This is a genomic window from Pediococcus acidilactici DSM 20284 (assembly GCF_000146325.1).
Lineage (GTDB): Bacteria > Bacillota > Bacilli > Lactobacillales > Lactobacillaceae > Pediococcus > Pediococcus acidilactici.
The window spans coordinates 1,081,443-1,105,137 of sequence record NZ_GL397067.1; the positions used below are offsets into that span (position 1 = coordinate 1,081,443).

The window sequence follows — 23,695 nt, forward strand, 5'->3', positions numbered from 1 at the left end:
TAATGTAAATGGAGGTACCAATATGCAAGTTGAACCTAACGTAGTGATAACTGAATTTATTATTAACATGGATAACGTTTATCATGATTATGATAATACCAATCTCGATGTTTCCGAAAGAGTAAAAGAACAGGCCCAATCATTAGCCGAGCATGACGTCCCTTTTTATGTTCTAACAAACAGTCCAGACCAAGCAGTAGATAAAGATAAATTCCATATAGTCAATATAGAACTTTTTCAACATTATTCTGGAATATCAATATTTTTCTACCGCCTCCTTATGGCATACGACTTTTTACAGGCCCATCCTGAAATTGAAAAAGCTGCCTTAACGGATGCTAGCGATGTAACTATGTTGAATTATCCGTTCGACAACATCCAAGACGACACCTTATATATGGGTGACGAATGGGGGCTTTTAGGCGATACTTGGATAATAAATACTAACAATTCGCCATACTTTATAAAAAAATTCATTGCTGAACATCAAATGCTGCCTACCGTTAACATGGGCCTTATCATCGGTACTCGCGCAATTTTGCTAGAATTTCTGGGAATCATTCTCAAGCTTATTACTGAAAGTTCATTAAAAATCCAACAGGGTGACGAATCTGCAGCATTAGGTAAATATGATATGGAAATTGGTAATTACGTTGCCTACCGTTATTTCGCAGATCGGTTGGTTCACGGACGGGAAGTTAGCACCATCTTGCAAGGATTTCAATCCACAAGCAGTGCCTGGTTTAAACATAAATAAGGAGTAATTATTATGATTTTAGACAAAAATGAAGTGAAGGATTTGATTTGTAATCGCCTATGGTTTTTCCAATTCGTACTCAAAGAAAAACTCTATGACATTCATGCAGGCATTTTATCTTTAAAAATAGATCCTGATGATGAATTTAGTTATCTCACCCTTAAGTTTGGCGAAAATGGAAAAATCGATTTCCCTACCAGATTGGGTTTTATTCCTAGTGATTACTATAAATGGGACTTCGACGTCGACACACAAGAAGTTGTTATTCTAAGTAAAGACGGACAAGCCGAAAAAAGATTACAACTACCTCAAAAAGAATTTTATTATAACGTTGACACCATGGTTTTCAATAAGGATGATAAGGGCAACTCTAAAAATGTTGAATTCCTTTTAAATTTCCCACACTATGATGCTTTTGAAATTCGTAACCCTACGATAGCTGGTCAAACTATGATCTTTATTCCTCGCGATCATTTCAAACAGGGTGTAACTCAGCATTTTGCAAGGCGAGGCTATCCAGTTTATCCAGTTGACCATCAAAATGATTTAACAGAATTTCTGCAAGAAATTATGGAGTGCCTCATGGATCAACCCCGTTTAACTAATGTTATAATTTCTCGCAACGCTACCTCAGAACTCGACATCAATTTACCAAAAGAGCTTAATCACGTGTTATTAGCCTCTTCTGAAATAACAACTGCTTTTGACTATTGTGCAGGAAGTCGTGCAGTAGTAATGGAATTACTTACCACGGTAATTACTGAGAATAATAAACGTCAATTATCTCCTGATGATAATCGTACGGTTAATGAATTACTAGGTGAGGTTTTACATAATAAATTCATTAATCGTTGCGAATACCTTCAATAATAGGAGCTAACCAATTTCTAATTCGTTTATGCTAAATAAATTAATCTAACAGAATGTAGATTAAAGCTATTGAGGAGATTATTTCGTTTAACGACGGATTAGTTTCCTTTTTGTTTTAAAGACAGATTGAATTAAAGATGTGATTTCTCAAGTATTGCCACCTTTTTGACCATAATTTAGTACATTTAAACCTTTAACTATATAAATGATTATTCCGGTTAGCTTAGCATGCTTTCTCAGGCTACTTTGAAAAATAATCGAGCGAGATCTACTTTTCTTAAAAGAATTTCTTATCTATGTAAAAAATGTTTGACTTCCCGTTAGCTGGCATCAATGCCATTAAACATATAATAGCTACAATAAATTTTTTCTATAGAAAAGCAATCAAACAATCTTTATATCCAACACAGCGGCTCACAAAATTATTAAGTACGATATTGTATTCTATGCCAAACCAAAGGTCGTTATCGAAACTAAATCAAACTACATTACCACGTAGCTTTGTTTCATTTGACTACACAATAACTTTAAAAGATTTCTTCATTTCGTAGACACGACGAAGGATAACCACTATACTAAACATGGTATAACTTTTACTATGATTATATTTTCTTGTGGTAGCGATTAAGGGGATTGAAGGCACCCTTACACCACTGGTTTTGCGGGTGGTTACTCTTAATTTATATTTAAAACTATCCGACAACTACAAGAATTCCTCGTATCATTACACAATAACTGATTAATCATTACCGTCATAAGGAGTGCACCGCATTGTTAACTAAAAGAGAATTAAAAAAAATAATTTGTAATCGCTTTTGGATGTATAACATCGTAACCGATAATAATGATTTCGTTCTAGTTTTTATTGGAAGAGGTCCTACGGACGGCTTTTTAGCCATCCAGTTTGAGCCAGACGGAAGAATTACTTTTCCTAACAATTTAGCATTTGTTCCACAGGAGTACGCACACTGGGATTTTGATGAAGAAAAGCAAGAAATTTTATTAATTGGAACTAATGGGCAAATTAGCGCACGTGGGAAACTCCCCGTTAATTGGTTAAATGATAGTCTTAAAATCCAATTATTTGACGGAAAAGACGGTATTTTTATTAGTGATACGCGAATTGATGCGCAACAAACAACTAGCCGAGTACTTGGTGGGAAAAATATGTATTTTACCCCTCGCCAATCATTTAATATGGAATTGTTCCACGATATCAGTCGTGAAAATTTTAACCTTAAAGTACTTGATTATCAGGGATCAATTTTAAATTTTTTCGATAAAATTTATGAATACCTTGCCCAACATCCCCAGTTAGAAAAAGTGGTAATTGCTAAGGATGGACAACCGGTAGTTAAACTTCCAGAAGAAAACCAGCTCGTATTCCTTGAAGATGACCAACGCCCTTCGTTTACCTACTTTGCCGGCAATCGGGCTCGCATCATGGAATTATTAATCTTAATATTGTCAGAAAATAATAAGCGTTTGCTTAACCTTGACGATCACCGCACTGAAGATGAACTATTATTAGACACTTTGAATAAGCAATACCAAGATCGCTTTACACTAGCGCATATTTGATAGCCTCTTGCGTAAATCATTATGTGGGTTAAGTTGTCATTGCATGGTCACCCTTATGACGCTACGCCTTTAAGTGCTATGGCAGATGCGGGCACCATAATGAACACCTGGGTCCATTACCCACAGTAATAAAGGAGTTTTATATGAAAGTAGAAAAAAATATCGTGATCAGTGAATTCATTGTTAATATGTACGATCCTCATTACGGGCAGGATAATAGTCATGTAGATATTCCCGCTAAAACTAAAACCCAAGCAGAATCCTTATCACAATTTCACGTGCCATATTACGTGCTGACTAACTCAGAAAGCCAAGAGTCCGATACAGGAGCTCATATTGTTCATATGGATCTGTTTTCTCACTACCCTAATCTAACTTTGTACTTTCACCGAATTTTAATGGCCTTTGAATTTTTACAAAAACATCCCGAAATTGAAAAAGCTGCGTTAACAGATGCGGGAGACGTCACAATGCTTAATTATCCGTTTGATAAAGTTGAAGAGGGAATTTTATATATGGGAGACGAAAGTTTTTATATCTTTGCCACTCCTGTAATCACTTGGCATAAAGACCTTCAGTGTATTGAAGACTTTATCAGAGAAAACGGACTGCTCCCGACTTTAAACCTGGGCGTTATGGTTGGTACCCGTGCAGTATTAATCGAATATTTAGGAATCATGGTCAAAATAATTACCGATGCCCAATTAAAAATTAGCCAGGGGAACGATGCTTATCAATTAAGTGACGTTGAAATGGCAATTTCTAATTACGTTGCTTACAAGTATTTTGGCGAACGTTTAATCCATGGCCGAGAGGTTACTACGATAATGGATGGTTATCAAGAGCCAAGTAGCGCATGGTTTAAGCACAAATAAGGAGTTTTTAACAATGTTAAATAAAGAAGAAGTAAAAGATCTAATTTGTGATCGTTTTTGGAAATATCGTGAAATTACCCCTAAAAAAACTTTTACTACCCTATTCATTGGCACTAAGGCTGGCTCGGGCATGTTAGCACTTTGCTTTCGGCGGAATGGGAGAATCACCTTTCCTACTAACGTAGCTTTTGAACCCGACGAATACCGATACTGGGATTTTGATGAAGATACTCAAGAAATCGTATTCCTAAACAACCAGAACCAAATTAGCAGACGTGCAAAGCTTCCTGTCCGTTGGTTTGGTGGTGGGTTTAAAATGCAACTAATTTCAGATAAAAATGAAGTTTTCTCTCATGAACCTCACGTTGATAAATATGCAATAAAAAAACGCATCATTGGGGGAACCCACATGTTTTTTTGTCCACGTAGCGTTTATGAATTTGAACTATTCCAAGACTTAGCTTTTCTAAATTTTGATATTAAACTAATTAATGCTAAAAATTCTATAATTGATTTCTTTAACGAAGTATATCGGTACCTAATTGTTCACCCTCAATTAGAAGAAGTAGTAATTTCTCAGGTAGGTCAACCCATAGTTGAATTGTCGGAAGAAGAGAAGATACTTTTCGCTAATAAAGATAATCAACCATCGTACAAATATTTTTCGGGTGAACGTGCATTGGTTCTTGAATTATTAACGGTCGTTTTATCCGAGAATAATAAACGGCTATTAAATCGAGACGACTATCGAAATGAAGAGGAAATGCTTCAAGATATTATTCTTAACAAATTTGCTAATCGATATGAAATCGCAGAAGTATTTGCACCCAAATAAAAATCACAAACATCATTAAATTTTCTTCTAAGCGGCGATTATTATCCTTGGATGATCTCTTTGATCACTTTTTTAGGCAGTCGTCGGTTACGTATGGAATCATTACTTTCAATTCCTTCTGAAAAAATATGTTACTCAACATCAAGAGTCATCAAAGTGCAGAGAAAATGCTTCAAGTAGTACTACTTAAAAGCTTTAATACCCGCTACGAAACGGTGGACCTGCCAGAACTCTAAATAATCATACACAAACGGAGACCAAAATCTATGCACCTTGGTCTCCGTTCTTTTTAATATCAATGTTGTTTTTTGTTCTTAGGGTTTGGAAACCGCTCGATCAATCTGCTTGGTAGTTACTACCTTCTTAGTTTGCGGTTGTGGGTTTTCAAAATTGTGGTTGGATAAGATTAATTTAATCGCACTCACGTCTTCTTTGGTGATCGTTTTTTGAGTATTTGGATGACCATTCTCGTAATGGTGCAAAATAGCATTCATTACGTCATCATCAATGCTGAATTGATATCCATCTGGCATACCGTAGTATTGTCCGTTAGAAGTATGATCTAGCCCCAAGCTATGTCCTAGTTCGTGACGCATTGTAATAAATAACAAGTTAATTTCATAATATTGATCATTAGGATCTAACGCCCATTTTACCAAGCCAGCGTCAATCCCCGTGTTCCCGCTTAACGTTGCACTACCTGCATCTTTTGGATTAGCAATCACCTTCAAAGTAACCTTTTTGTTGGTATCCGTGGCCTTAATAAGTACTGACTGCCCCAAAGCATCATTCCAACTCTTCGCTGCCCGATCTAAATTGTCGTTAAATGCTTTTAAAGCCTGAGTAGGATCTTTTTCTGCCGTAAAATCACTTTCTTTGGCGAAGCTTTGGTAAATGATTTGGCCATCAGGATTATACGCATTATCAATCATTTGCGAATTAACATCCATATCATAGTTGCCATACGTATTAGTAGATCCTAAAAATTGATCGCCGATTAGACCTACTCCTTGTTTATTTACCGCTGGATAACGTGATTTCAGATCCAAGTTAAGCGCGTGCTGGTCAACCCAGTACCATTGGTTGCCATCAAAGCTTACCTTAATAAATTTAGTCGCTTGTCCAGCTCGTTTACCAGTTGCGTAGGTATAAGTAGCAGGCATTTCAGCTTGACTATAAACCGTGGTTCCCGACTTATCTCCTAGATTGGCGACATTGTCCTTTTTCGTCTGACCATCTTCTACTTTGGTGTAAAAAGGATAATCGTTGTTTAGAACTACGTTGTAACGATATGGGTGCAACGGATCCACTGCCGTGGGGACATACTTGCTCAGGACTGGATCGTTTTTATAATCGGTAGTTTCACCAATATTAATTGTTGCCGGCTTTCGTTGCCATACGAAGGTGTCGTCGCCCATCGTTGGAGCATCAAAATTAGACATTAATTCTGTTGAAGTCCAAACGTGACTGCCGGCAGGGTCATCAACGGTGCCGTTACCCACGTTTTGCCAGTGACCTGTGTAACCGTCACTGGTAGGAACATCAGGGATATTCATATTTTCCCTTAACTGACTCTTTTTTCCTAAGGTCAGTTGCCTCAGCATTCTAGCATTTGTAAACATATCGGAAGTATCTGTATTATTAATGTCAAATGAAGATAAATCTAATTCCTTAACTCCTGCGCCAAAAAACATGTACTTCATGGAAGTATTCTTTGAAGTATCAAACCCTGTTAGATCCAATGTAGTAAGGCTCTGAGTGTTGTCAAACATTCCTTCCGTGCTTTTAACATTACTAGTGTCAAAAGAAGATAAATCCAATTCTTTAAGTCCTGAATTCAAAAACATATAACCCATATCGAAAATTTCACTTGTATCAAAGTTGTTAAAATTTATGCTTTCAAGAGATGTATCATCACGAAACATGCCCCCTGCCGTCCCCGAATACTTGAGTTTATCTAACCCTATAATTTTCTGTAAGTTAGGTAAATATCCAAACATATTAAAAGTACCAATTGCACTAGTAGGTTGTGTAAATTCAATACTTTTTATCGTTTTCGGATCAATCCCATTACTATTTAGCACGTCATGTAAAGCTGGAGAGCTATCAATGTCTCCACTAGCAACTATTAGTTCCCCGTCGTTTGCTAAAACTACTTCGGCTTTTCCCCAAACAAACGAATTTGCTTTCACATTCTTCGTAGCTAAGTTGGTTTCCGCAGCTTTTGATAAATGCGTCAAAAATAACAGTCCGCTAAAGAATGAAACAATAATTACAAAACAAACTTTCCAAATAAATATTCTTTTACAAGTCATTAAAAACTCCTCCCGAAATTATTTAATTCAATATATTTTTACCCTATAAAATATATTATACACAAAAAAGTAAACGCTAACAAAAATTTGGAAATATTCCCAATTTATAATCCCCCACTTAAACTAATTTTTTAACATTTATTAAAAATAATGATACGCATATAATTCGTTAACGTATACAATTGAACATGGAGATAAAGTATCCGCGCAAATATCAATACAGCTTAATAAATAATTTTCTATATATCCCTATACTGGAGGAACCAAAATGCAAGTTGAACCTAACGTAGTAATTACAGAATTCATTATAAATATGGATAATGTCTATCACAATTTCGATAATACTAATTTGGATGTTGCAAAACAGGTTAGTGAGCAAACAGAATCGTTAGCTAAATTCAACGTACCTTTTTACGTATTAACCAATAGTCCTGATCAAGTAAAAGACGATGGTAACTTTCACATTGTAAACGTAGATTTATTTCAACATTACCCTGGTTTAACCATTTTTTTCCATCGACTTTTAATGGCATTTGATTTTCTTCAAGCCCATCCCGAAATCGAAAAAGCTGTTATAACTGATGCTAGTGACGTAACTATGCTTAACTATCCCTTTGATAATATGAAGGATGGCACACTTTACATGTGCGACCAATGGGACATCATGGGAGATTCTGACGTTTTAAGTTATAACGACTCTCCAAGATTTATCAAAAAATTTATTGCTGAAAATCAGCTTTTACCTACTGTTAATATGGGAATTATCGCCGGAAGTCGTTCAATATTAATTGAATACTTAGGAATTATTTTTAAAATCATTGCTGAAAGTTCACTCAAAGTTCAACAAGGGGACGCTACTGCCGGATTAGGAAAATACGACATGGAGATTGGTAACTATGTTGCTTACCGTTACTTTTCCGATCGTTTGATCCATGGAAGGGAAATCAACACTTTCTTCCAAGGTTTTCAAACCGTTAGCAGTTCATGGATGAAACATAAATAAGGGGGCAGAATACTATGTTAAATCAAGAAACAATTAAAGCATTACTTTGCCATCGATATTGGTTTTTTCGTTTTACGGAAGCGGATGCGCCTTACGAAAGCCGCCCAGGCGTAATGTTTTTAGGCGGTAACATCGATGACCAGTGTAGCTATTTCATTATTGAATTTAGAGAAAATGGTCGAATTAAATTCCCAACTAATCTTGGGTACCATCCTACAGATTATCATAGTTGGATCTTTGACGAAGAGAAACAAGAGATTATCATTATTAGTGAAGATGGCCGCTTGGAAAAACACCTCCAACCTCCTAAAAAGGGGTATTACGGTGGAAACGTAATTACTATTAACCCTGAAGACGCAGGAAATAGTGATAACATCGAATTTTTTATCAACTTGGATCATTACAATGCCTGGAACGTTACACAAAGAACTTTGGGAGGCGAATCTGTAGTTTTTGTTGCGGAAAGCCAATTCAATCGCACTTTAACCCAACATTTCGCTCGGAGAGCTTATTCTGTTCATCTAGTTGAAAACTATACTAATTTAATGGGCTTTCTCAAAGAAGTCTGCGAGTATATCATGGAACATCCTCACGTAAAAAACGTTATTATTGCACCTAATGGTGATGGTAATATACCGATTGAATTTCCAAAAGAAATTGATCATGTCCTATTTGCCAACAATACAAAAAAAAGCACTTCTTTCTCCTTTGATTATTGTGCTGGTAAACGTTCTATCATGGTAGAATTATTACTTACAATTATTGGTGAAGATAGCAAGCGACTACTAAATCCTGACGATCATCGTTCTGAAGAAGATGCTTTACGTAACACCATAACAAACATTTTTGCGAGTCGTTATGAAGTTGGATCAGGTATGTAAATAAAATCTGATTCCATAGACTAATTATCTAATTTTACGTGAAGGGGCACATTTTAAAAAGAATTTTCTAAATATAGGAATATGGCTCATTTGAGGTATGTTTAAGGAGATGTATTGCTATGCTAGACAAAGTACATGTATACAAGCTGATTGAACATCGGATTTGGATGCTAATAACTAGAACAAGTTCCGTTTCCTATCCAATGGCGATAACTTTAGACGGAGGAGATAAGGATTCTATAGAGGCTTTCTTTGCTGTTGTTTTCCACGAAAACGGTCGATTAGAAATTCCTACCAAAGTAGGTTTCATTCCAAATGAGTACGGTAGCTGGGACTTTGATGAAAATACTCAAGAAATTATTTTCGTTAATAGTAAGGATCAGTCAGAAATTCGCGCCTCTTTGCCTGAACCACTACCTTACGGGGATAACGTAATTGCAATTAAATTGAAAAATGGATCTCCTGATTCCACTGCTGAAACACTGTTTGTTAATGCTCCACATTTGAATCATCCCAAAATCACGCATCAGCAAATCAGTAGCCGACAAGTACTCCTTGTCCCCCGGAAAGAATTCTCCTTCTCGTTATATAAAAAATTGCGTTGGTCAGGAATCAGCGTTAAATTAGTAGATTGTGAACAAGGTTTATTATCTTTTCTCCACGAGGCTTACGAATATCTAGCTAACCATCCTAGAATTGAAAACGTCGTAATTTCACGGAAAAATAGACTTTTTATTAAGTTTGCTCAGGGCTATCAACTTGCGTTCTTAAATAATCAAGGATTAGTGTCCTTTGACTATCTTTCTGGCAGTCGCCAAGTAGTCATGGAGTTTTTGATAGTCGTTTTAACTGAAAACAACTTGCGCTTATTTGACGAAGCTAATTCTCGTGATGAAGAAACCATGCTACAGGATATTTTAAACAAACAATTCTACCAACGTTACAAATTGATTGATTTACCTAATCCATAATCCTGTCCAGCTTATAAGGACCCATTTCATTATTTTTAAGGGGTCGGTCCTTTTTCCGCTAAAAATAGGTAGAATTCCACCATTTCAACTATGAATTGGTGAATCTGCTAAAATTATAAATACTTAGACAAAAACGGAGGCCAAAAACTATGCACTTTGGTCTCCGTTCTTTTTAATATCAATTTTGCTGTTTTTTATCCTTAGGTTTTGGAAACTGCCCGGTCAATCTGCTTGGTAGTTACTACCTTCTTAGTTTGCGGTTGTGGGTTTTCAAAATTGTGGTTGGCTATAATTAATTTAACCGCGTCAATGTCTTCAGGGGTAACGGTTTTTTGACTATATGGATAAAAACTATATTTGTCGTAAACTAAAATAGCATTCATTGCATCATCGTCAATATTCATTCTGTAACCATCAGGCATTCCATAATATTGGCCATTAGACGTATGGTTAAGCCCTAAACTGTGCCCTAATTCATGACGCATCGTAATAAATAGTACGTTGATGTCATAATTCTCACCATCAGGATCCAAAGCTCCTTTTTCTACCAGACTAGCATCAATTCCAGTATTTCCGCTTAACGTCGCACTTCCTGCTCCTTGGGGATTAGCAATCACCTTCAAAGTAACCTTTTTGTTGGTATCCGTGGCCTTAATAAGTACTGACTGCCCCAAAGCATCATTCCAACTCTTCGCCGCTCGATCTAAATTGTCGTTAAAAGCTTTTAAAGCCTGGGCAGGATCTTTTTCGTTCGCAAAATCACTTTCTTTGGCGAAGCTTTGGTAAATGATTTGACCGTCCGGGTTATAGGCATTATCAATCATTTGTGAGTTGAAATCGCCGCTAATAATCCCATACGTATTAGTACTACCTAAAAATTGATCGTCGATTAGACTTACTCCTTGTTCGTTCACCGCTGGATAACGTGATTTCAGATCTAGGTTAAGCGCGTGTTGGTCAACCCAATACCATTGGTTGCCATCAAAGCTTACCTTAATAAATTTAGTCGCTTGTCCAGCTCGTTTACCAGTTGCGTAGGTATAAGTAGCAGGCATTTCAGCTTGACTATAAACCGTGGTTCCCGACTTATCTCCTAGGTTGGCGACATTGTCCTTTTTCGTCTGGCCATCTTCGACTTTGGTGTAAAAAGGGTAATCGTTGTTTAGCACCACGTTGTAACGATATGGGTGTAGCGGATCCACTGCCGTGGGGACATACTTGCTCAGGACTGGATCGTTTTTATAATCGGTAGTTTCACCAGTATTGATTGTTGCCGGCTTTCGTTGCCATACAAAGGTGTCGTCGCCCATCGTTGGAGCATCAAAATTAGACATTAACTCTGTTGAAGTCCAAACGTGATTGCCGGCGGGGTCATCAACGGTGCCGTTACCCACGTTTTGCCAGTGGCCAGTATAACCGTCGGTGGTGGGGACGTCGGGAATATTCATGTTTGACTTTAATTGGCTCTTTTTACCTAAGGTCAGTTGCTTTAAGTTACGGCATACTATGAACATATCAGCAGTATCCATGTCATTAGTGATAGTAAAGGATGATAAGTCTAATTTCTCAACACCGGAGTTTGAAAACATGTGGTTCATGTTGGTTACTTTCGAAGTATCCCAATTAGACATATTTACCGTTTTTAAATTCGTTGTGCTAACAAACATTTCATTCATCGAATTAACATTTGATGTGTCAAAATTAGACAAATCCAAATTGGTCAGATTTTTAGTCTCCAAAAACATTTGCATCATATCAGTTACGTTACTAGTGTCAAAAGATGATAAATTCACTTCGGAAACATTTGAATTATAAAACATATATTTCATATTTTTAACATTACTGGTGTCAAAACTACGCAAATCTAATTTTTTTAAGTTGCCCGTACCGTCAAACATTCCTGTCATATTAGTAACTTGACTAGTATCGAAATTACCTAAATCTAACTCGTCGAATGCAGTATTCCAGAACATATAGGTCATATTGTTAATTTTGCTAGTATTAAAGTCTTTAATATCCATTATCTTTAACATTGAATCATCGCGGAACATTTGTTCAGCACTTCCTGAGTAATCCAAATTACCAAGCTTAGTAATTTTCTGTAAATTAGGCAAATTTCCTAACATATCAGTAATATCATGCGCGCTAGTAGCCTTAGTAAATTCAATACTCTTTACCCGCTCCAAATCAATCCCATTGTTGCTTAGAACATCATGCAGTGGTGGCGCTTGTCCAATATCACCGCCGGCCGATTGTAGTTCACCATCATCAGCTAAAAGCCACGTAGAATCTCCCCATTCAATGGCTGTCCCACGCACATTTTTCTGCGCCGCCATCGCTAGTTGGGTAGTGATCAGCAACGTAGCAATAATTGCTCCCGTGATCACCAAACTTTTCTTAATTATGTAACGTAGATTATCAGTCATTACAAACCTCCTTTAACCAAACTGATTGTTCAAAAATTTACAATCTAATTGTATAATCAACGTTATGAAATAAGCAAGCGAAACCCCTCACAAAATTATTCAACTGCAATCATCGTAGATTACCTGCTTCCTGGCACAACGTTCATAGTGCTTTTTTCCACAAAAAAATCTGCCGTTAATAACCGATCTCTTAGTTATCAACAACAGATATTAATTTTTATATGGGATTTTCCACAATTACTTTAATAATTCTTTTAATTCCTTAACCTTGTCCCCAAAATCCACAAACGCTTGGTCAAGATAGTCACGTTTCGTAACGTCAATTCCTGCTCGTTTAACAATTTCCACTGGATAATCACTTGCACCTGCTGACAGGAATTCCTTATAACGTTCGACCGCGCCCGGTTTTTGGTTGATGATGTCGTCTGCCAACGCCGTCGCAATCGCCTTGGAAGTCGCGTATTGGTATACGTAATAGTCATAATAGAAGTGCGGAATTTGTGCCCAAGTATCGTCCTTCCACGGTAAGTCACTAACCGCTGCCCCATTATAGGTTTTGAAGAGCCCGTTAAATTTCTGAGCCATCAAATCGGGGGTGAGGGTCGTTCCTTTAGCATCTTCGGTGTAAATAAAGTGTTCAAACTCTGCAAAGAGGGTTTGCCGGTAAACTGTCCCAATAAAGTTATCCACATCCTGAGTTAAAATAAAGGCTTTGATTTGGGGATCATCGGCATGCTTTTCCAGCATGTAATGATTGAGTAAGCTTTCATTTAACGTAGAGGCAATTTCTGCAATAAAAATCGGGTATTGTGAATACCAGAAAGGTTGCGCTTGATCGGTGTAAACACTTTGTAAAGCATGACCTGATTCATGAGCTAAAGTAGAAGTACTATCATAAATATCGTTCCAGTTTAGCAAAATATACGGATGCACTCCGTAAACATCGTCTTCATAGCCGCCGCTTCGTTTCCCCTTATTTTCCGCAACGTCAATCCAGCGTTGGTCAAATTCAGTTTGCAAATGTGCTTGATAATCCTTGCCTAACGGTGCCAACGCGGCCATCGTTGCTTTTTTGCCTTCTTCAAACGACAAACTCAACTTGGCGTCCGCAACTAACGGAACGTGCCGATCAAATTGATACATATCTTTCAAGCCTAAGAACGACTTCCGGAAAGCATAGTACTCGTGCATCAAATCTAAGTGTTCATGCGTAGTTTCAATTAACGTGTCATAAACCGTTTCAGGAATTTTTTGATCACTTAAATTCATTTCGCGCGCACTCTTAAAGTGGCGAATTTCAGCCATAATGTTCTGTGCGTGCACGTGACTGCGAAGCGTAGCCGCGAAGGTATTCCGCATGGACCGATACGCCTTGGCAACTTGGCGGCTAGCTTTCATCCGCATTTCTTGACTTGGTGAAAGTGCAAATTCACTTGCAGTGGCGTTGGTTAATTGAACCTCTTCCCCATTTTCGTCTTTAATCATCCCGAAATCTAAGTCGGCATCGTCCAACTTAGCAGAAATTTCTGCCGCATCGTCGATCGCTGGTTGTAATTGGGCTAATAACTTTTCTTCGCTTGGCGTTAATGTGTGTGCCGCTTGAGCTTGCACCCGCCGGAGATTAAATTCGTATTGCTTTAGTGCTGGTTCAGTTTTTAGGAACTGGTCGAGTTGTTCAGCAGAAAGGCTTGTAATTGCCGGATCGTAGAATGCAACGGCGGCCTCCCATTTATTTAAAACCAACAGTGCTTGGTTTAAAAGATCGTTGCCATGCGGGTCTGCCGTATCCCCGTCATTGACGCGCGCAGCGTAGCCATAAATTTTTAGGACTGCCTCTTCACTCTCGTAGAGTAATTTAGTAGCCGCAAGTAAATCATGGGCATTTTGTATTCCTTTTTGAGCAAGTTTTTGAATGTCTTCAATTTGAGACTTAATGGCGGTAATTGCGTCGTGAAAGTCTGTTTCCGTAGCAAAAATGTCCGCAACGTTCCAAGTTAGGTCAACGGGAACTTCTGCACGGGTAGGTTGTTTTTTAGCCATGGTGTCCTCCTATATTAATGTAGATTGGGGTTGATGAGGAATATTATACTACATAGAAAGCGGAAGCCCCTGGGCAGCTTCTGAGGACTAACAAAATTCAAGGTTTAATCGCGGGCTCGGCGATTGAAGCTTGAATTGGGTTAGCCGCAGGAAGCTTGGGGGCTGGAGCTTATTTCGACTATCTTGCATAAGAGCGTCGGAATTTGGTTAACCGGAGAAAACTAGGTTTCAGGGCGCGTTTCGACTCCGTAGCAAAGCACCGTCCGTCTAACCCCTACGATTCCCCACACAAAAAGGATCGGGAAGTTTCCCAATCCTAATTTTGCTTGTTTCATTTAAACTCTACTACGTTTTAGACGTACACCAGGAATCCCGGGAATGCCTTGACTGTTTAGATACCCGTTAATTTTTGCTACGTCAAAGCCGTCTATGGTGGCTAAGTCCTCCGTAGCAGGATTGCTAGCTAGATAAATTCCTAAGTTAGTATCGATCGGATGAGTCTGGTAGGGATCTATTTCATCAGACGTTACCAACGTAGAGTCTACTTTATAATCAGCCGCGTCCGGATAATACGACATCACCGTTTCTAGACACGCCTCTAACATCGGCTTATCACCCTGTTGAATTTCCCATTTATCAGCGACTTCCCTTGCCAACTTAGGAACCACCTTATTCATATGCATAGATGGGTAAAACCAAAAGTGTAACGCGCGGGTTCTTAGATACTCGTCGATTTCTTCTGGGTTAACATTTTCTGGAATAAACGTGTCATCGATTCCCCGGGCGATGATTTGCGCTAATCGTAGCTCCACGTTTGGAACCGCATCCATTTCAATTAAAGTGAGCGCCACCTGTTTTAAATCTGCGTAACGGCTAAATTTATTTAACATGAATACTCCTCCAATCTTTTACAGTTCTATTGTATATCTTTTGGCCTTAAAAAGATATTCAGTGGCATAATTTACCCCCTGTTCTACCGTCTACACTCTTATTTGAAAAGGGGCTGGCCAATTCACTTTAAAATTTCGGTACATTAAATTGAAATCAGGTCCTTAACGCTAAAGTTAATCGCTACGCTAAATTTTACAGCGTCAGGATTGGCAAACCGAATCGTCGTCTGTTTAGTTTCCCCACTGTAGTACCAACCCTCCACAGCCGTGGCAAACCGTGCGGCGTTGAGGTATCTCGGTACTTCGTTTCCAGCTATCATCACTGCCACTGGTGCCACCATAGGGCATCCAACTACTAACTCTAGCTCCTTAACTTTGGTTGCATAGCTGCCTTCCCGCTGAAAGTCTAAGGTAACTCCTTGGCTACCCGGCGTCACCTGAATGTGGGTTCTTAGCAAATCCCCCGTCCGGTAATCGTTAGAAATCCCGTCGTCTTCGTACAAAGTAAATTTTCCAGCTTCACTAGGTTCTACCAAAATCCGCAACTTTTCAACCGGTTCGTTATGGATATTATTGAGTCCCGGACTGGTGGGTAAAATACCTCCGCTTCGTAAAAACATCGGAATGCTGTTTAAGTCAACCGGAACCGTGATGGTTTGCCCGCCGTCATAATATTGGTGAGTGTGTAAATCAAACCACCGCGCGCCCTTTGGTAAATAGATTGTCTTGGTTGTTTGTTGCGGTTCGACTACGTTAGCCACTAGAAGTGCTGGCCCCAACATAAACTCAAAGCTTTCTTCAGCTACTTGCGGATCTTCCTGAAATTCATAAACGAGGGGGCGCATGATTGGGGAACCTACCGTAGCCGCTTCGTCGAGTAACGCATAGAAGTACGGGATTAAGGAGTACCGCAATTTAATGGCGTCGCGTACGTAATGGGTATACGCTGGATACGTCCAAGGCTCCGTAACGGTGTTATCCGTATTACAAGAATGAATCGAAAACCGGGGTTGAAAAATTCCGTTTTGGACCCACCGTACGAAAAGCTCGGGTTCTGGAAGCGGGCCGTCAAAGCCACCGATATCACATCCCTGATTAGCTACTCCGGACAATCCCATTCCCAAAATCGTCGGAATATTATATTTCAAATTCGTCCAACTTGTATAGTTGTCGCCAGCCCAAGTTTGCGCGTAACGCTGAATTCCCGCAAAACCAGCCCGGTTAATCAAGTACGGCCGTTGGTCAGGAGCCGCTTCGTTAATCGCTTCTTGTGCCGCCTTAGCCATCATGGTTGACATAACTGGTTTAACTTCGCCAATCGTCCGGTGCAGGCCTTCCGCATCAACCTGCGCTTGGTTATCATTGATTTCATATTCGTTATTATCATTCCAAATTGATGTAATTCCTAAGGAGATTAGTGCTTTTTTCATCTCGGTTTTCCAAGCTGCTCGCCCGTCAGCACTCGTAAAGTCCACAAAATAGGCTGAACCGCCCCAGAATTGGTCGGTTTGGCTTGCTTGACCATCCGCCGTTTTCACGTAGGCCGCCTTCTGTTGAAAATTCTTTGCTAGCGGATGGGTAGTTAACATCCCCGGTTTGATATTAGGTGCTAGTAAAACACCGCGGGCCTTCAATTCGGCAACGAACTTTTGTGGATCAGGAAATCGTTTTTTATTCCAATTGAAAACGTAACGCTTCCCGTCCTTTCCGGAGGTGTAACCCGAAGACAGGAAGAAGCCGTCGCACGGAATGTCATTTTGTTTACAAGTTCCCACAAAGTCAATAATCGCGTCGTCCGCGTGCTCGGCTAGTTCCGTATAAAACATGGTCGAACCCATGTAACCAAAAGAAGCCATCGGCACCATTGCCGATTTCCCGGTCAAATCCGTATAGTGTTCCACCACCTTTTTAATCGTTGGCCCACCAATAAAGAAGACGTCTAAATCACCTCCGTCACATTGAAAATAACTATACCGCAACCAATAATTGCTGTGCTCACAATCCATATCAAAAACCGAATCCCGCGCAGTGTTGTAAAACAAGCCACTCGCGACCTGTTTAGCAGGATCAAAATCAATGTAGAACGGAATCATTTTATAAAGCGGATCCGATTTTTGCGCGTTCCAACCCAGTGAATCGGTATTGTGCATCCGCATCCGTCGTTTAAATTTATTTAATTTACCGGATTTTTCCCCAAACCCATAAAATTTGTTCGTATCACCCATCCGACTATAGTGATATTCACGACCAAAGTCGTCTTCCACAAACGCCCGGTTAGGCAAATCTTGGTGAACTACCCGGCCGTTTTCGTCCACAATTTCAAAGTAAAACGGCTCTTTGAAAATATTTAAAACATACTTTCCGTTAGTTACGCAATAATGATCCGCTAGTTCCGTTACGGTAATGGAAATCGGGGACACCCGCTGCCGCTCATCGCCAAGCAGCTCGTCGGTCGCATCCGCCCACGCTGTCTTTACCAGCGCGTAAGATTGTTCGGGCGCAAAATCATCCGCAAAAGTCCCCTTGATGCGAATAATGTTTTCATCCAATAAATAAATTCGAAAACGTGCTCCATTCGTAATTACGTCCAAAAAATCATTTTGATTATTTATTTCCAATACTTTAGTGCTAGTTTTCATTGCGTGTCACCCCGTCCTCGAAAAATCCATCCGTTATGTAATGTCTCAGTTATGCACTTACTTTATAACCCACTGAAAGCGCTGTCAATATCAAATATTCTACGTGAATAAATTTTACTTTCTCCTTGTTTTGCCCCAAAAATCAATCCTTATCCAAGGCAATCGCATTTTTTGCCAAGTTACATCATTTTATTGAAAACGCTTTCTTTAGGTGCTATTCTTACAGTGTACTTGTGAAGTAGTTTAGCAATTATTCCAACTTAATTTTAAGGATGTGAAGTACATTGGACAAAACCCAAAAAACGGTCACCATCGACGCGGCCCCTTTTAACATTAAGGATAAAGTCGGCTACATGTTTGGTGACATTGGTAATAACTTCTCGTTTAACGTTGTCAATTCCTTCTTAATGATTTTCTACACCAACGTGCTTGGTTTAACTGGTGCCCAAGTGGGAATTCTTTTCTTAATCGCGCGGTTCGTGGACGCGTTCGCCGACATTACCGTGGGCCGGTTGGTCGATAATAGTAAATTACATAAAAGCGGCCGTTTCAAACCTTGGATGTCTCGGATGCAGTACCCGCTCCTCATCTTTTTGGTTCTTCTATTTGTGCCGGTAGTTAAGGACTGGGCGTTACCGATTCGGCTCGTTTTTGTGTTCATTACGTACCTTGGCTGGGGAATCTTTTACTCCTGCGTGAACATCCCCTATGGTTCAATGGCGGCCGCAATTAGTAGCGACCCTAACGACAAGACCTCCCTTTCAACCTTCCGGGCGCTGGGATCTGCGTTAGGAAGTGCGATTACCAGTTACATTATCCCGCTATTTATCTACATTGGCGCTACCCAAAAGATTTCAGGAACCCGGTTCTTCTGGGTGGTCGTGGTATGTGCTTTTCTAGGCTGGGGATGTTATGAATTGACCATTCACCTCACTACCGAACGGATTCGGACCGAAAAAAGTGCAAAAGTTCCGCTTTCTCGGCTGGTTCAGGGAATGTTCGAAAATAAAGCCTTAATTGTTTTAGTTCTAATTGATATCATGATCGTAATTAACCAAAACCTGTCTGGAACCATGATTTCCTACCTTTTTAACGACTACTTTAAGGATAAGGCCGCGATGTCGATTGCGTTGATTTTCAACTTTGCGACCGTAATTTTGCTGGCGCCGTTTAGCAATTTCCTTACCAAACGGTTTGGACGGAAAGAAACTTCCATCGTAGCGCTGCTCTTTGGAGCCTTAATGTACGGCATCCTGCTAGTTGTCCACACCCAAAGCACGAGCTTCTACCTAATTATGCTGTTCTTTGGCTCGTTAGGTGCGGGAATGTTTAACCTGATGGTTTGGGCATTCATTACCGACGTAATTGATAATCATGAAGTACTAACTGGCGTCCGGGAAGATGGGATTGTGTACGGAGTCAACTCCTTCGCCCGGAAAGTTGCCCAAGCAATCGCAGGTGGTTTTGGAGGATTTATGCTGACCTTCATCGGCTATCAATCGTCAACCGGCGGTGGTGCGGAACAAAGTGTCACGGTAATTCACCGGATCTACAACTTGGCGACGGGAATTCCAACGGTATGCTTGTCAGTAGCGGCATTATTGTTACTATTCTTCTACCCGCTAAATAAGAAGCGGGTCACGGAAAATGCAAGGAAGCTGGAAGAATTGCATGAAGAAAATAGAGTGCGGAAGCCTTCGGGTAAGGCTTAAGGATCAACTGGATTAGCCGGCTAATTTGGTTGACCGCAGATCCTTGGAGGCTGGAGCACATTTTGGCTATTAACATAGTAATAAAACCATTAAAAGCTAAGGCACCAATTGCGTAAAATGCGATTGGTGCCTTATTTTGGTTAATCGGAAAAAGTTGGGGTGTGGAGTATGTATCACAATCTCGCATCCCCTCCAAAAAATCTCCAAACAAAAAAGCGTGGGGAAAACTAAAGTAATACTTTTCAAAGATGGAAAGATTCTTAAAAATAGTTTTGGTGTTTCGACTTCCATAGAGCGAAAAGCCAATTTGTTCCGCTTAACCAAAAATTGACCACTAATGCCAAATTTAGGCATAATGGTCAATTTTCAGTTGATGCTTGTAAACTACCAGATCTTTGTCCCACACTCTTTTATTTTAATATTGTGCTTCGTGTTTCATCACGCGTTTAACCGCGAAGGTGATCCCGTAAGAGATGAACAGAATCAACGCTACCAATAGGTATGGAATGTGGGTATTGTAATCCATCAACATTCCGGCTAAAATCGGGCCGATTACGTTTCCAACGCTAGTTAACGACATGTTCAACCCGTTAATTAAGCCCTGGTTATTTTTGCCTTCCTTAGTTAACAAGGTGGTGATTGCCGGCCGCAAAATGTCAAAGGCCGAGAAGACTACCAATGTGGCAATAATTACTTCAATTTGAGTGTGCGCTTGGGTAATCCAAAAGACGAAAATCGCGCCAATGAGGAAGCACGCGCCGATTAAGTTAACTTCGCCCATTTTCCGAACCAGCCAATCAAAAATAAACACCTGTAAAATCAAAGAAAAAATTCCATTAAAGGTTAACACCAACGCAATGGTTCCTAACCCAAAGTTAAACACCTGGTTCACGTAAATACTATAAATACTTTCAAAGCCCTGAAGGCCAAACGCCGCCACGAAAATCATCGTAAACAAGATGATTAGCGGTGCGGTTAAGACGTCGCGGAGCGCGCCCGTCTTTTTAACCGCTTGGGGCTCATCGTCATGTTCTTCATGGGCAATTTCACGAATAACTTCCATTTTCGGCATTACCGCGTAAGTGAAAATTGTCGAAATTAGTCCTAGCGCTGCAGCGGCCCAGAAAGGCGTTTTATAGCTAATGTTTGCCAAAACACCGCCAATTCCGGGTCCAAGGATTAGCCCACCACTAAAGGCCGCCGAGATCCAGCCAATCACTCGGGCACGTTGTGCGGGCGTGGTTACGTCAGCAGCCAACGCCATCGAAGTTGGCACGAATAACGCCGCCGACAATCCCCCAATTACCCGGGATACGTTAAACCAGATCAGCGAATTAGATAACGCAAAAATCACTTCGGACACGGCGTACAAAAATAATCCCGCTACAATCAACGGTTTCCGTCCAATCCGGTCCGAAAGTCGGCCAACTAAAGGAGACGCAATGAATTGCGAAAAGGCAAATAACGACGTCATAATCCCCATTTGAGTTGTGGAATAGTGGTAATAGTTTTTGATGAAGGGGGTTACCGGAATTACCAGCCCGATTCCCAAACAAATCAATAGGTTTCCAGCGATCAGAATCCATAAAGTCTTTTTGTTTTTAGCATCCATTGGCGCTCATCTCCTTTGCTTGTTTTCATATTCTTACATACTACCACGAAATAATTTTCCTGTCTTATCATGCAGAATGGTAATTTTTGGGAAAACCGGCTTTCCCGTTCAAAAAGAGCCGTGACTAAAGTTTGGTCACCGCTCTTTCTTTAAATTGCTATTTAATTAATGATTAAACCACATTTCGTTCAAACGGTTGGTCACTAATGCCATCCGCAAGAATCTTCTTGGCCCATTCCTTTGCGGAAAATAACGAGTGGTCCCGATAATTTCCGCAACTGTAAATGTCAGTTCCCGGAACATCTTCCCACTTAATATCATCTGCGATTGCTTCTAAAGAACCCTTCAACGCTTTAGCCACTTCCGTAGTCGTTGGTGTACCCCAAACGATTAAATGGAAACCTGTCCGGCAACCAAATGGTGAACAATCAATAATTCCGTCCATGCGATCCCGCATTAATCCAGCTAACAGATGTTCAATGGTGTGCAAACCCGCCGTTGGAATTGCGTTTTCGTTTGGTTGAACAAGTCGTAAGTCAAAATTGGAAATTTGGTCACCCTTGCTGCCCTCTTCGACAGCGATCAACCGTACGTAAGGTGCTTTAACCTTGGTATGGTCTAATTCAAAGCTTTCTACTTTTGCCATAGAAACTCATCCCTTCATCAAATATTGGTTACATACCTATTGTAAGCCGAATTTTCCTAAAAGTCTTCCTTTTAGAAATCATCTTGGCCAAGGTTGTGCAAGTAGTGATTGAAGACTAAGCGTTGCATCGGCCGTAAGTGAACAACTGGCAAGTAGCTGGGAACCTTCGCTTGCATTGGCGCGTAGCTGGTAACGTCTTTGTAGATGGAATACAACAGCAACGCACACACGAAAATCAGTGGGAAGCCGGCTACCGTACAAATTGCTTGAACGACTTCGAACCCACCGACGATCACAATTCCCAGTGAGAAGAAGATAAATACAATGACCCACGTCATCCGGTTCCAACGACTAGGCTGCCGTCCGTTAGATAAGTCCAGACTGGTAAAGGACGACACGATAAACGCGGAAGACGAAATCGTAGTTGCCAAAAAGATAAAGCACGAGACGCAGAACAAAATCAGCATCAATTTACTCATTGGCAAGGTGGTAATCAAGGCCGCTTGCACCGCTGCTTGCCCCTGCGTATTTAAAATGTGCACGATGTTCAACGTACCGGATTGTTGTAACCACAATGCGTAGCCCCCGAGGACTGCGTAAAAGGAAAGGCACCCGCCAACTCCGTAAGTCATCATTCCAATGATGATTTGCCGAATCGTTTTTCCGTGCGAAATCCGGGCAATGAACAAGCCCATTACCGGCATGTAAGCTAACCACCAGCCCCAGTAAAAGAGGGTTTGATGTTGGGCAAATCCGTTCGTACCAGCGTTGGCCTTGTTAAAGGATAGTGCCGTGAAGTGTTGCCCCATTAATTTTAGCGTCTGTCCTTCTGAACCTACCAAGAATTTAGTAGGGCCAACCAAAAGGACAATCGCTAAGAAAATGATTGCCAGGTAAATGTGCCAAGCGGATAACTTTTTAATCCCCTTGTTTAACCCAGCGTAAACCGTTAGTGAGAATAAAATCAATAGAATAAAGAACAAAAACAACTTCAGATACAAAGTATCCTTGATACCCACAATGATACTCAAAACGCGGGCAATGACCGGGATTTCCATCCCAATCGACGAACCAATGCCACCCATGATGCCAAACACCACGAGAAAGTCGATTAGTTGCCGCAATACCTTTTTGTACAGCTGGTCGCCGCGCAAAACGGGAATTACGGTACTCAACCGCCGCACCGGAATTTTTTTCACGTACATCGTATAGCCAATCGCGATCGTCGCGGTCCCAAACATCATCCAGGCCATCGGACCCCAATTAAATTCTCCAACTACGTTCGCGTAAGCAAACGCTGCTTTGGATAAGGGCTTGGCACCAAACGCAGGGTGTTGCAGATATTGCAACGGATCCGAGGCACTCAGCATCAAAATGCTGGCATCAATTGCCGTCGCAAACACCATGCTTCCCCATTGAAAACCGCTAAAATCGTGGTCAGGATCAGCTTTGCCAAATCGAATCTTGCCGTATTTACTAAAAATCAAAAACAAGAAGAAAACAAAGTTGATCACATAAATGGAGATATACATCCATTCATATTTGCTGGTAACGAATGACAACAACGCGTTCATTAATTGCTGAACGGCTGGGCCGCCTATGATCAGGATTATGGAAACAATCCCGAATAATACCATCGTTG

At 40.3% G+C, this 23,695-nt stretch carries 17 protein-coding genes; 9 read left to right on the forward strand and 8 right to left on the reverse strand.

Going from position 1 to position 23,695, the window contains the following annotated elements; genetic code table 11:
* The first annotated feature begins 22 nt into the window (after positions 1-22).
* The 5 genes from HMPREF0623_RS05355 (at position 23) to HMPREF0623_RS05375 (ending at position 4,918) form a co-directional block, all read left to right on the forward strand.
* Positions 23-757: a hypothetical protein gene (locus HMPREF0623_RS05355; RefSeq protein ID WP_002829650.1), complete on the forward strand. Its 735-nt coding sequence runs from the start codon at positions 23-25 to the stop codon at positions 755-757.
* Between the two features lie 12 nt (positions 758-769).
* Complete coding sequence (locus HMPREF0623_RS05360) at positions 770-1,627, forward strand: hypothetical protein (RefSeq protein ID WP_002829649.1); 858 nt, start codon at positions 770-772, stop codon at positions 1,625-1,627.
* A gap of 819 nt (positions 1,628-2,446) precedes the next feature.
* Positions 2,447-3,208: a hypothetical protein gene (locus tag HMPREF0623_RS05365; protein ID WP_229785776.1), complete on the forward strand. Its 762-nt coding sequence runs from the start codon at positions 2,447-2,449 to the stop codon at positions 3,206-3,208.
* A 143-nt stretch (positions 3,209-3,351) separates the two neighbouring features.
* On the forward strand, positions 3,352-4,083 hold the full coding sequence (locus HMPREF0623_RS05370; RefSeq protein ID WP_002832470.1) for a hypothetical protein: 732 nt from the start codon (positions 3,352-3,354) through the stop codon (positions 4,081-4,083).
* A gap of 13 nt (positions 4,084-4,096) precedes the next feature.
* Complete coding sequence (locus tag HMPREF0623_RS05375; protein WP_036671304.1) at positions 4,097-4,918, forward strand: hypothetical protein; 822 nt, start codon at positions 4,097-4,099, stop codon at positions 4,916-4,918.
* A 314-nt stretch (positions 4,919-5,232) separates the two neighbouring features.
* Here HMPREF0623_RS05375 and HMPREF0623_RS05380 read toward each other — a convergent pair whose 3' ends face one another.
* Positions 5,233-7,233, reverse strand: a complete 2,001-nt coding sequence (locus HMPREF0623_RS05380) for a BspA family leucine-rich repeat surface protein (protein WP_004166216.1) — start codon at positions 7,231-7,233, stop codon at positions 5,233-5,235.
* A gap of 268 nt (positions 7,234-7,501) precedes the next feature.
* On the opposite strand from HMPREF0623_RS05380, the gene HMPREF0623_RS05385 reads away from it, so the two are divergent.
* The 3 genes from HMPREF0623_RS05385 to HMPREF0623_RS05395 all read left to right on the forward strand — a co-directional run bounded on the left by HMPREF0623_RS05385 (position 7,502) and on the right by HMPREF0623_RS05395 (position 10,088).
* The gene (locus HMPREF0623_RS05385) at positions 7,502-8,236 is read left to right on the forward strand and encodes a hypothetical protein (RefSeq protein ID WP_004166217.1); all 735 of its coding nucleotides are present in this window, start codon (positions 7,502-7,504) and stop codon (positions 8,234-8,236) included.
* Between the two features lie 14 nt (positions 8,237-8,250).
* On the forward strand, positions 8,251-9,117 hold the full coding sequence (locus HMPREF0623_RS05390) for a hypothetical protein (RefSeq protein ID WP_002829643.1): 867 nt from the start codon (positions 8,251-8,253) through the stop codon (positions 9,115-9,117).
* A gap of 119 nt (positions 9,118-9,236) precedes the next feature.
* Entirely contained in the window at positions 9,237-10,088 is an 852-nt protein-coding gene (locus HMPREF0623_RS05395; protein ID WP_002829642.1) for a hypothetical protein, read from the forward strand.
* A gap of 200 nt (positions 10,089-10,288) precedes the next feature.
* On the opposite strand, the gene HMPREF0623_RS05400 is transcribed toward HMPREF0623_RS05395, so the two are convergent.
* From HMPREF0623_RS05400 to HMPREF0623_RS05415, 4 genes are all read right to left on the reverse strand, one after another.
* Positions 10,289-12,514 carry a BspA family leucine-rich repeat surface protein gene (locus tag HMPREF0623_RS05400; RefSeq protein ID WP_004166218.1) on the reverse strand — a complete coding sequence of 742 codons (2,226 nt, stop codon included), beginning with the start codon at positions 12,512-12,514 and terminating at the stop codon, positions 10,289-10,291.
* Positions 12,515-12,751: 237 nt separating this feature from the next.
* On the reverse strand, positions 12,752-14,554 hold the full coding sequence (gene pepF, locus HMPREF0623_RS05405) for an oligoendopeptidase F (RefSeq protein WP_004166219.1): 1,803 nt from the start codon (positions 14,552-14,554) through the stop codon (positions 12,752-12,754).
* Positions 14,555-14,889: 335 nt separating this feature from the next.
* A complete protein-coding gene (locus HMPREF0623_RS05410) occupies positions 14,890-15,444 on the reverse strand; it encodes a hypothetical protein (protein ID WP_004166220.1) in 555 nt (184 codons plus the stop codon).
* A gap of 143 nt (positions 15,445-15,587) precedes the next feature.
* Positions 15,588-18,083 (reverse strand): glycoside hydrolase family 31 protein, encoded by a 2,496-nt coding sequence (locus HMPREF0623_RS05415; protein ID WP_004166221.1) that lies wholly within the window; start codon positions 18,081-18,083, stop codon positions 15,588-15,590.
* Between the two features lie 284 nt (positions 18,084-18,367).
* On the opposite strand from HMPREF0623_RS05415, the gene HMPREF0623_RS05420 reads away from it, so the two are divergent.
* Positions 18,368-19,795, forward strand: a complete 1,428-nt coding sequence (locus HMPREF0623_RS05420) for an MFS transporter (RefSeq protein ID WP_004166222.1) — start codon at positions 18,368-18,370, stop codon at positions 19,793-19,795.
* 415 nt (positions 19,796-20,210) lie between these two features.
* On the opposite strand, the gene HMPREF0623_RS05425 is transcribed toward HMPREF0623_RS05420, so the two are convergent.
* The 3 genes from HMPREF0623_RS05425 to HMPREF0623_RS05435 all read right to left on the reverse strand — a co-directional run bounded on the left by HMPREF0623_RS05425 (position 20,211) and on the right by HMPREF0623_RS05435 (position 23,690).
* Positions 20,211-21,407 carry an MFS transporter gene (locus HMPREF0623_RS05425; RefSeq protein ID WP_004166223.1) on the reverse strand — a complete coding sequence of 399 codons (1,197 nt, stop codon included), beginning with the start codon at positions 21,405-21,407 and terminating at the stop codon, positions 20,211-20,213.
* Positions 21,408-21,579: 172 nt separating this feature from the next.
* Positions 21,580-22,053 carry an S-ribosylhomocysteine lyase gene (locus tag HMPREF0623_RS05430; RefSeq protein WP_002829634.1) on the reverse strand — a complete coding sequence of 158 codons (474 nt, stop codon included), beginning with the start codon at positions 22,051-22,053 and terminating at the stop codon, positions 21,580-21,582.
* A gap of 71 nt (positions 22,054-22,124) precedes the next feature.
* Complete coding sequence (locus HMPREF0623_RS05435; RefSeq protein ID WP_004166226.1) at positions 22,125-23,690, reverse strand: BCCT family transporter; 1,566 nt, start codon at positions 23,688-23,690, stop codon at positions 22,125-22,127.
* Positions 23,691-23,695 lie beyond the last annotated feature (5 nt).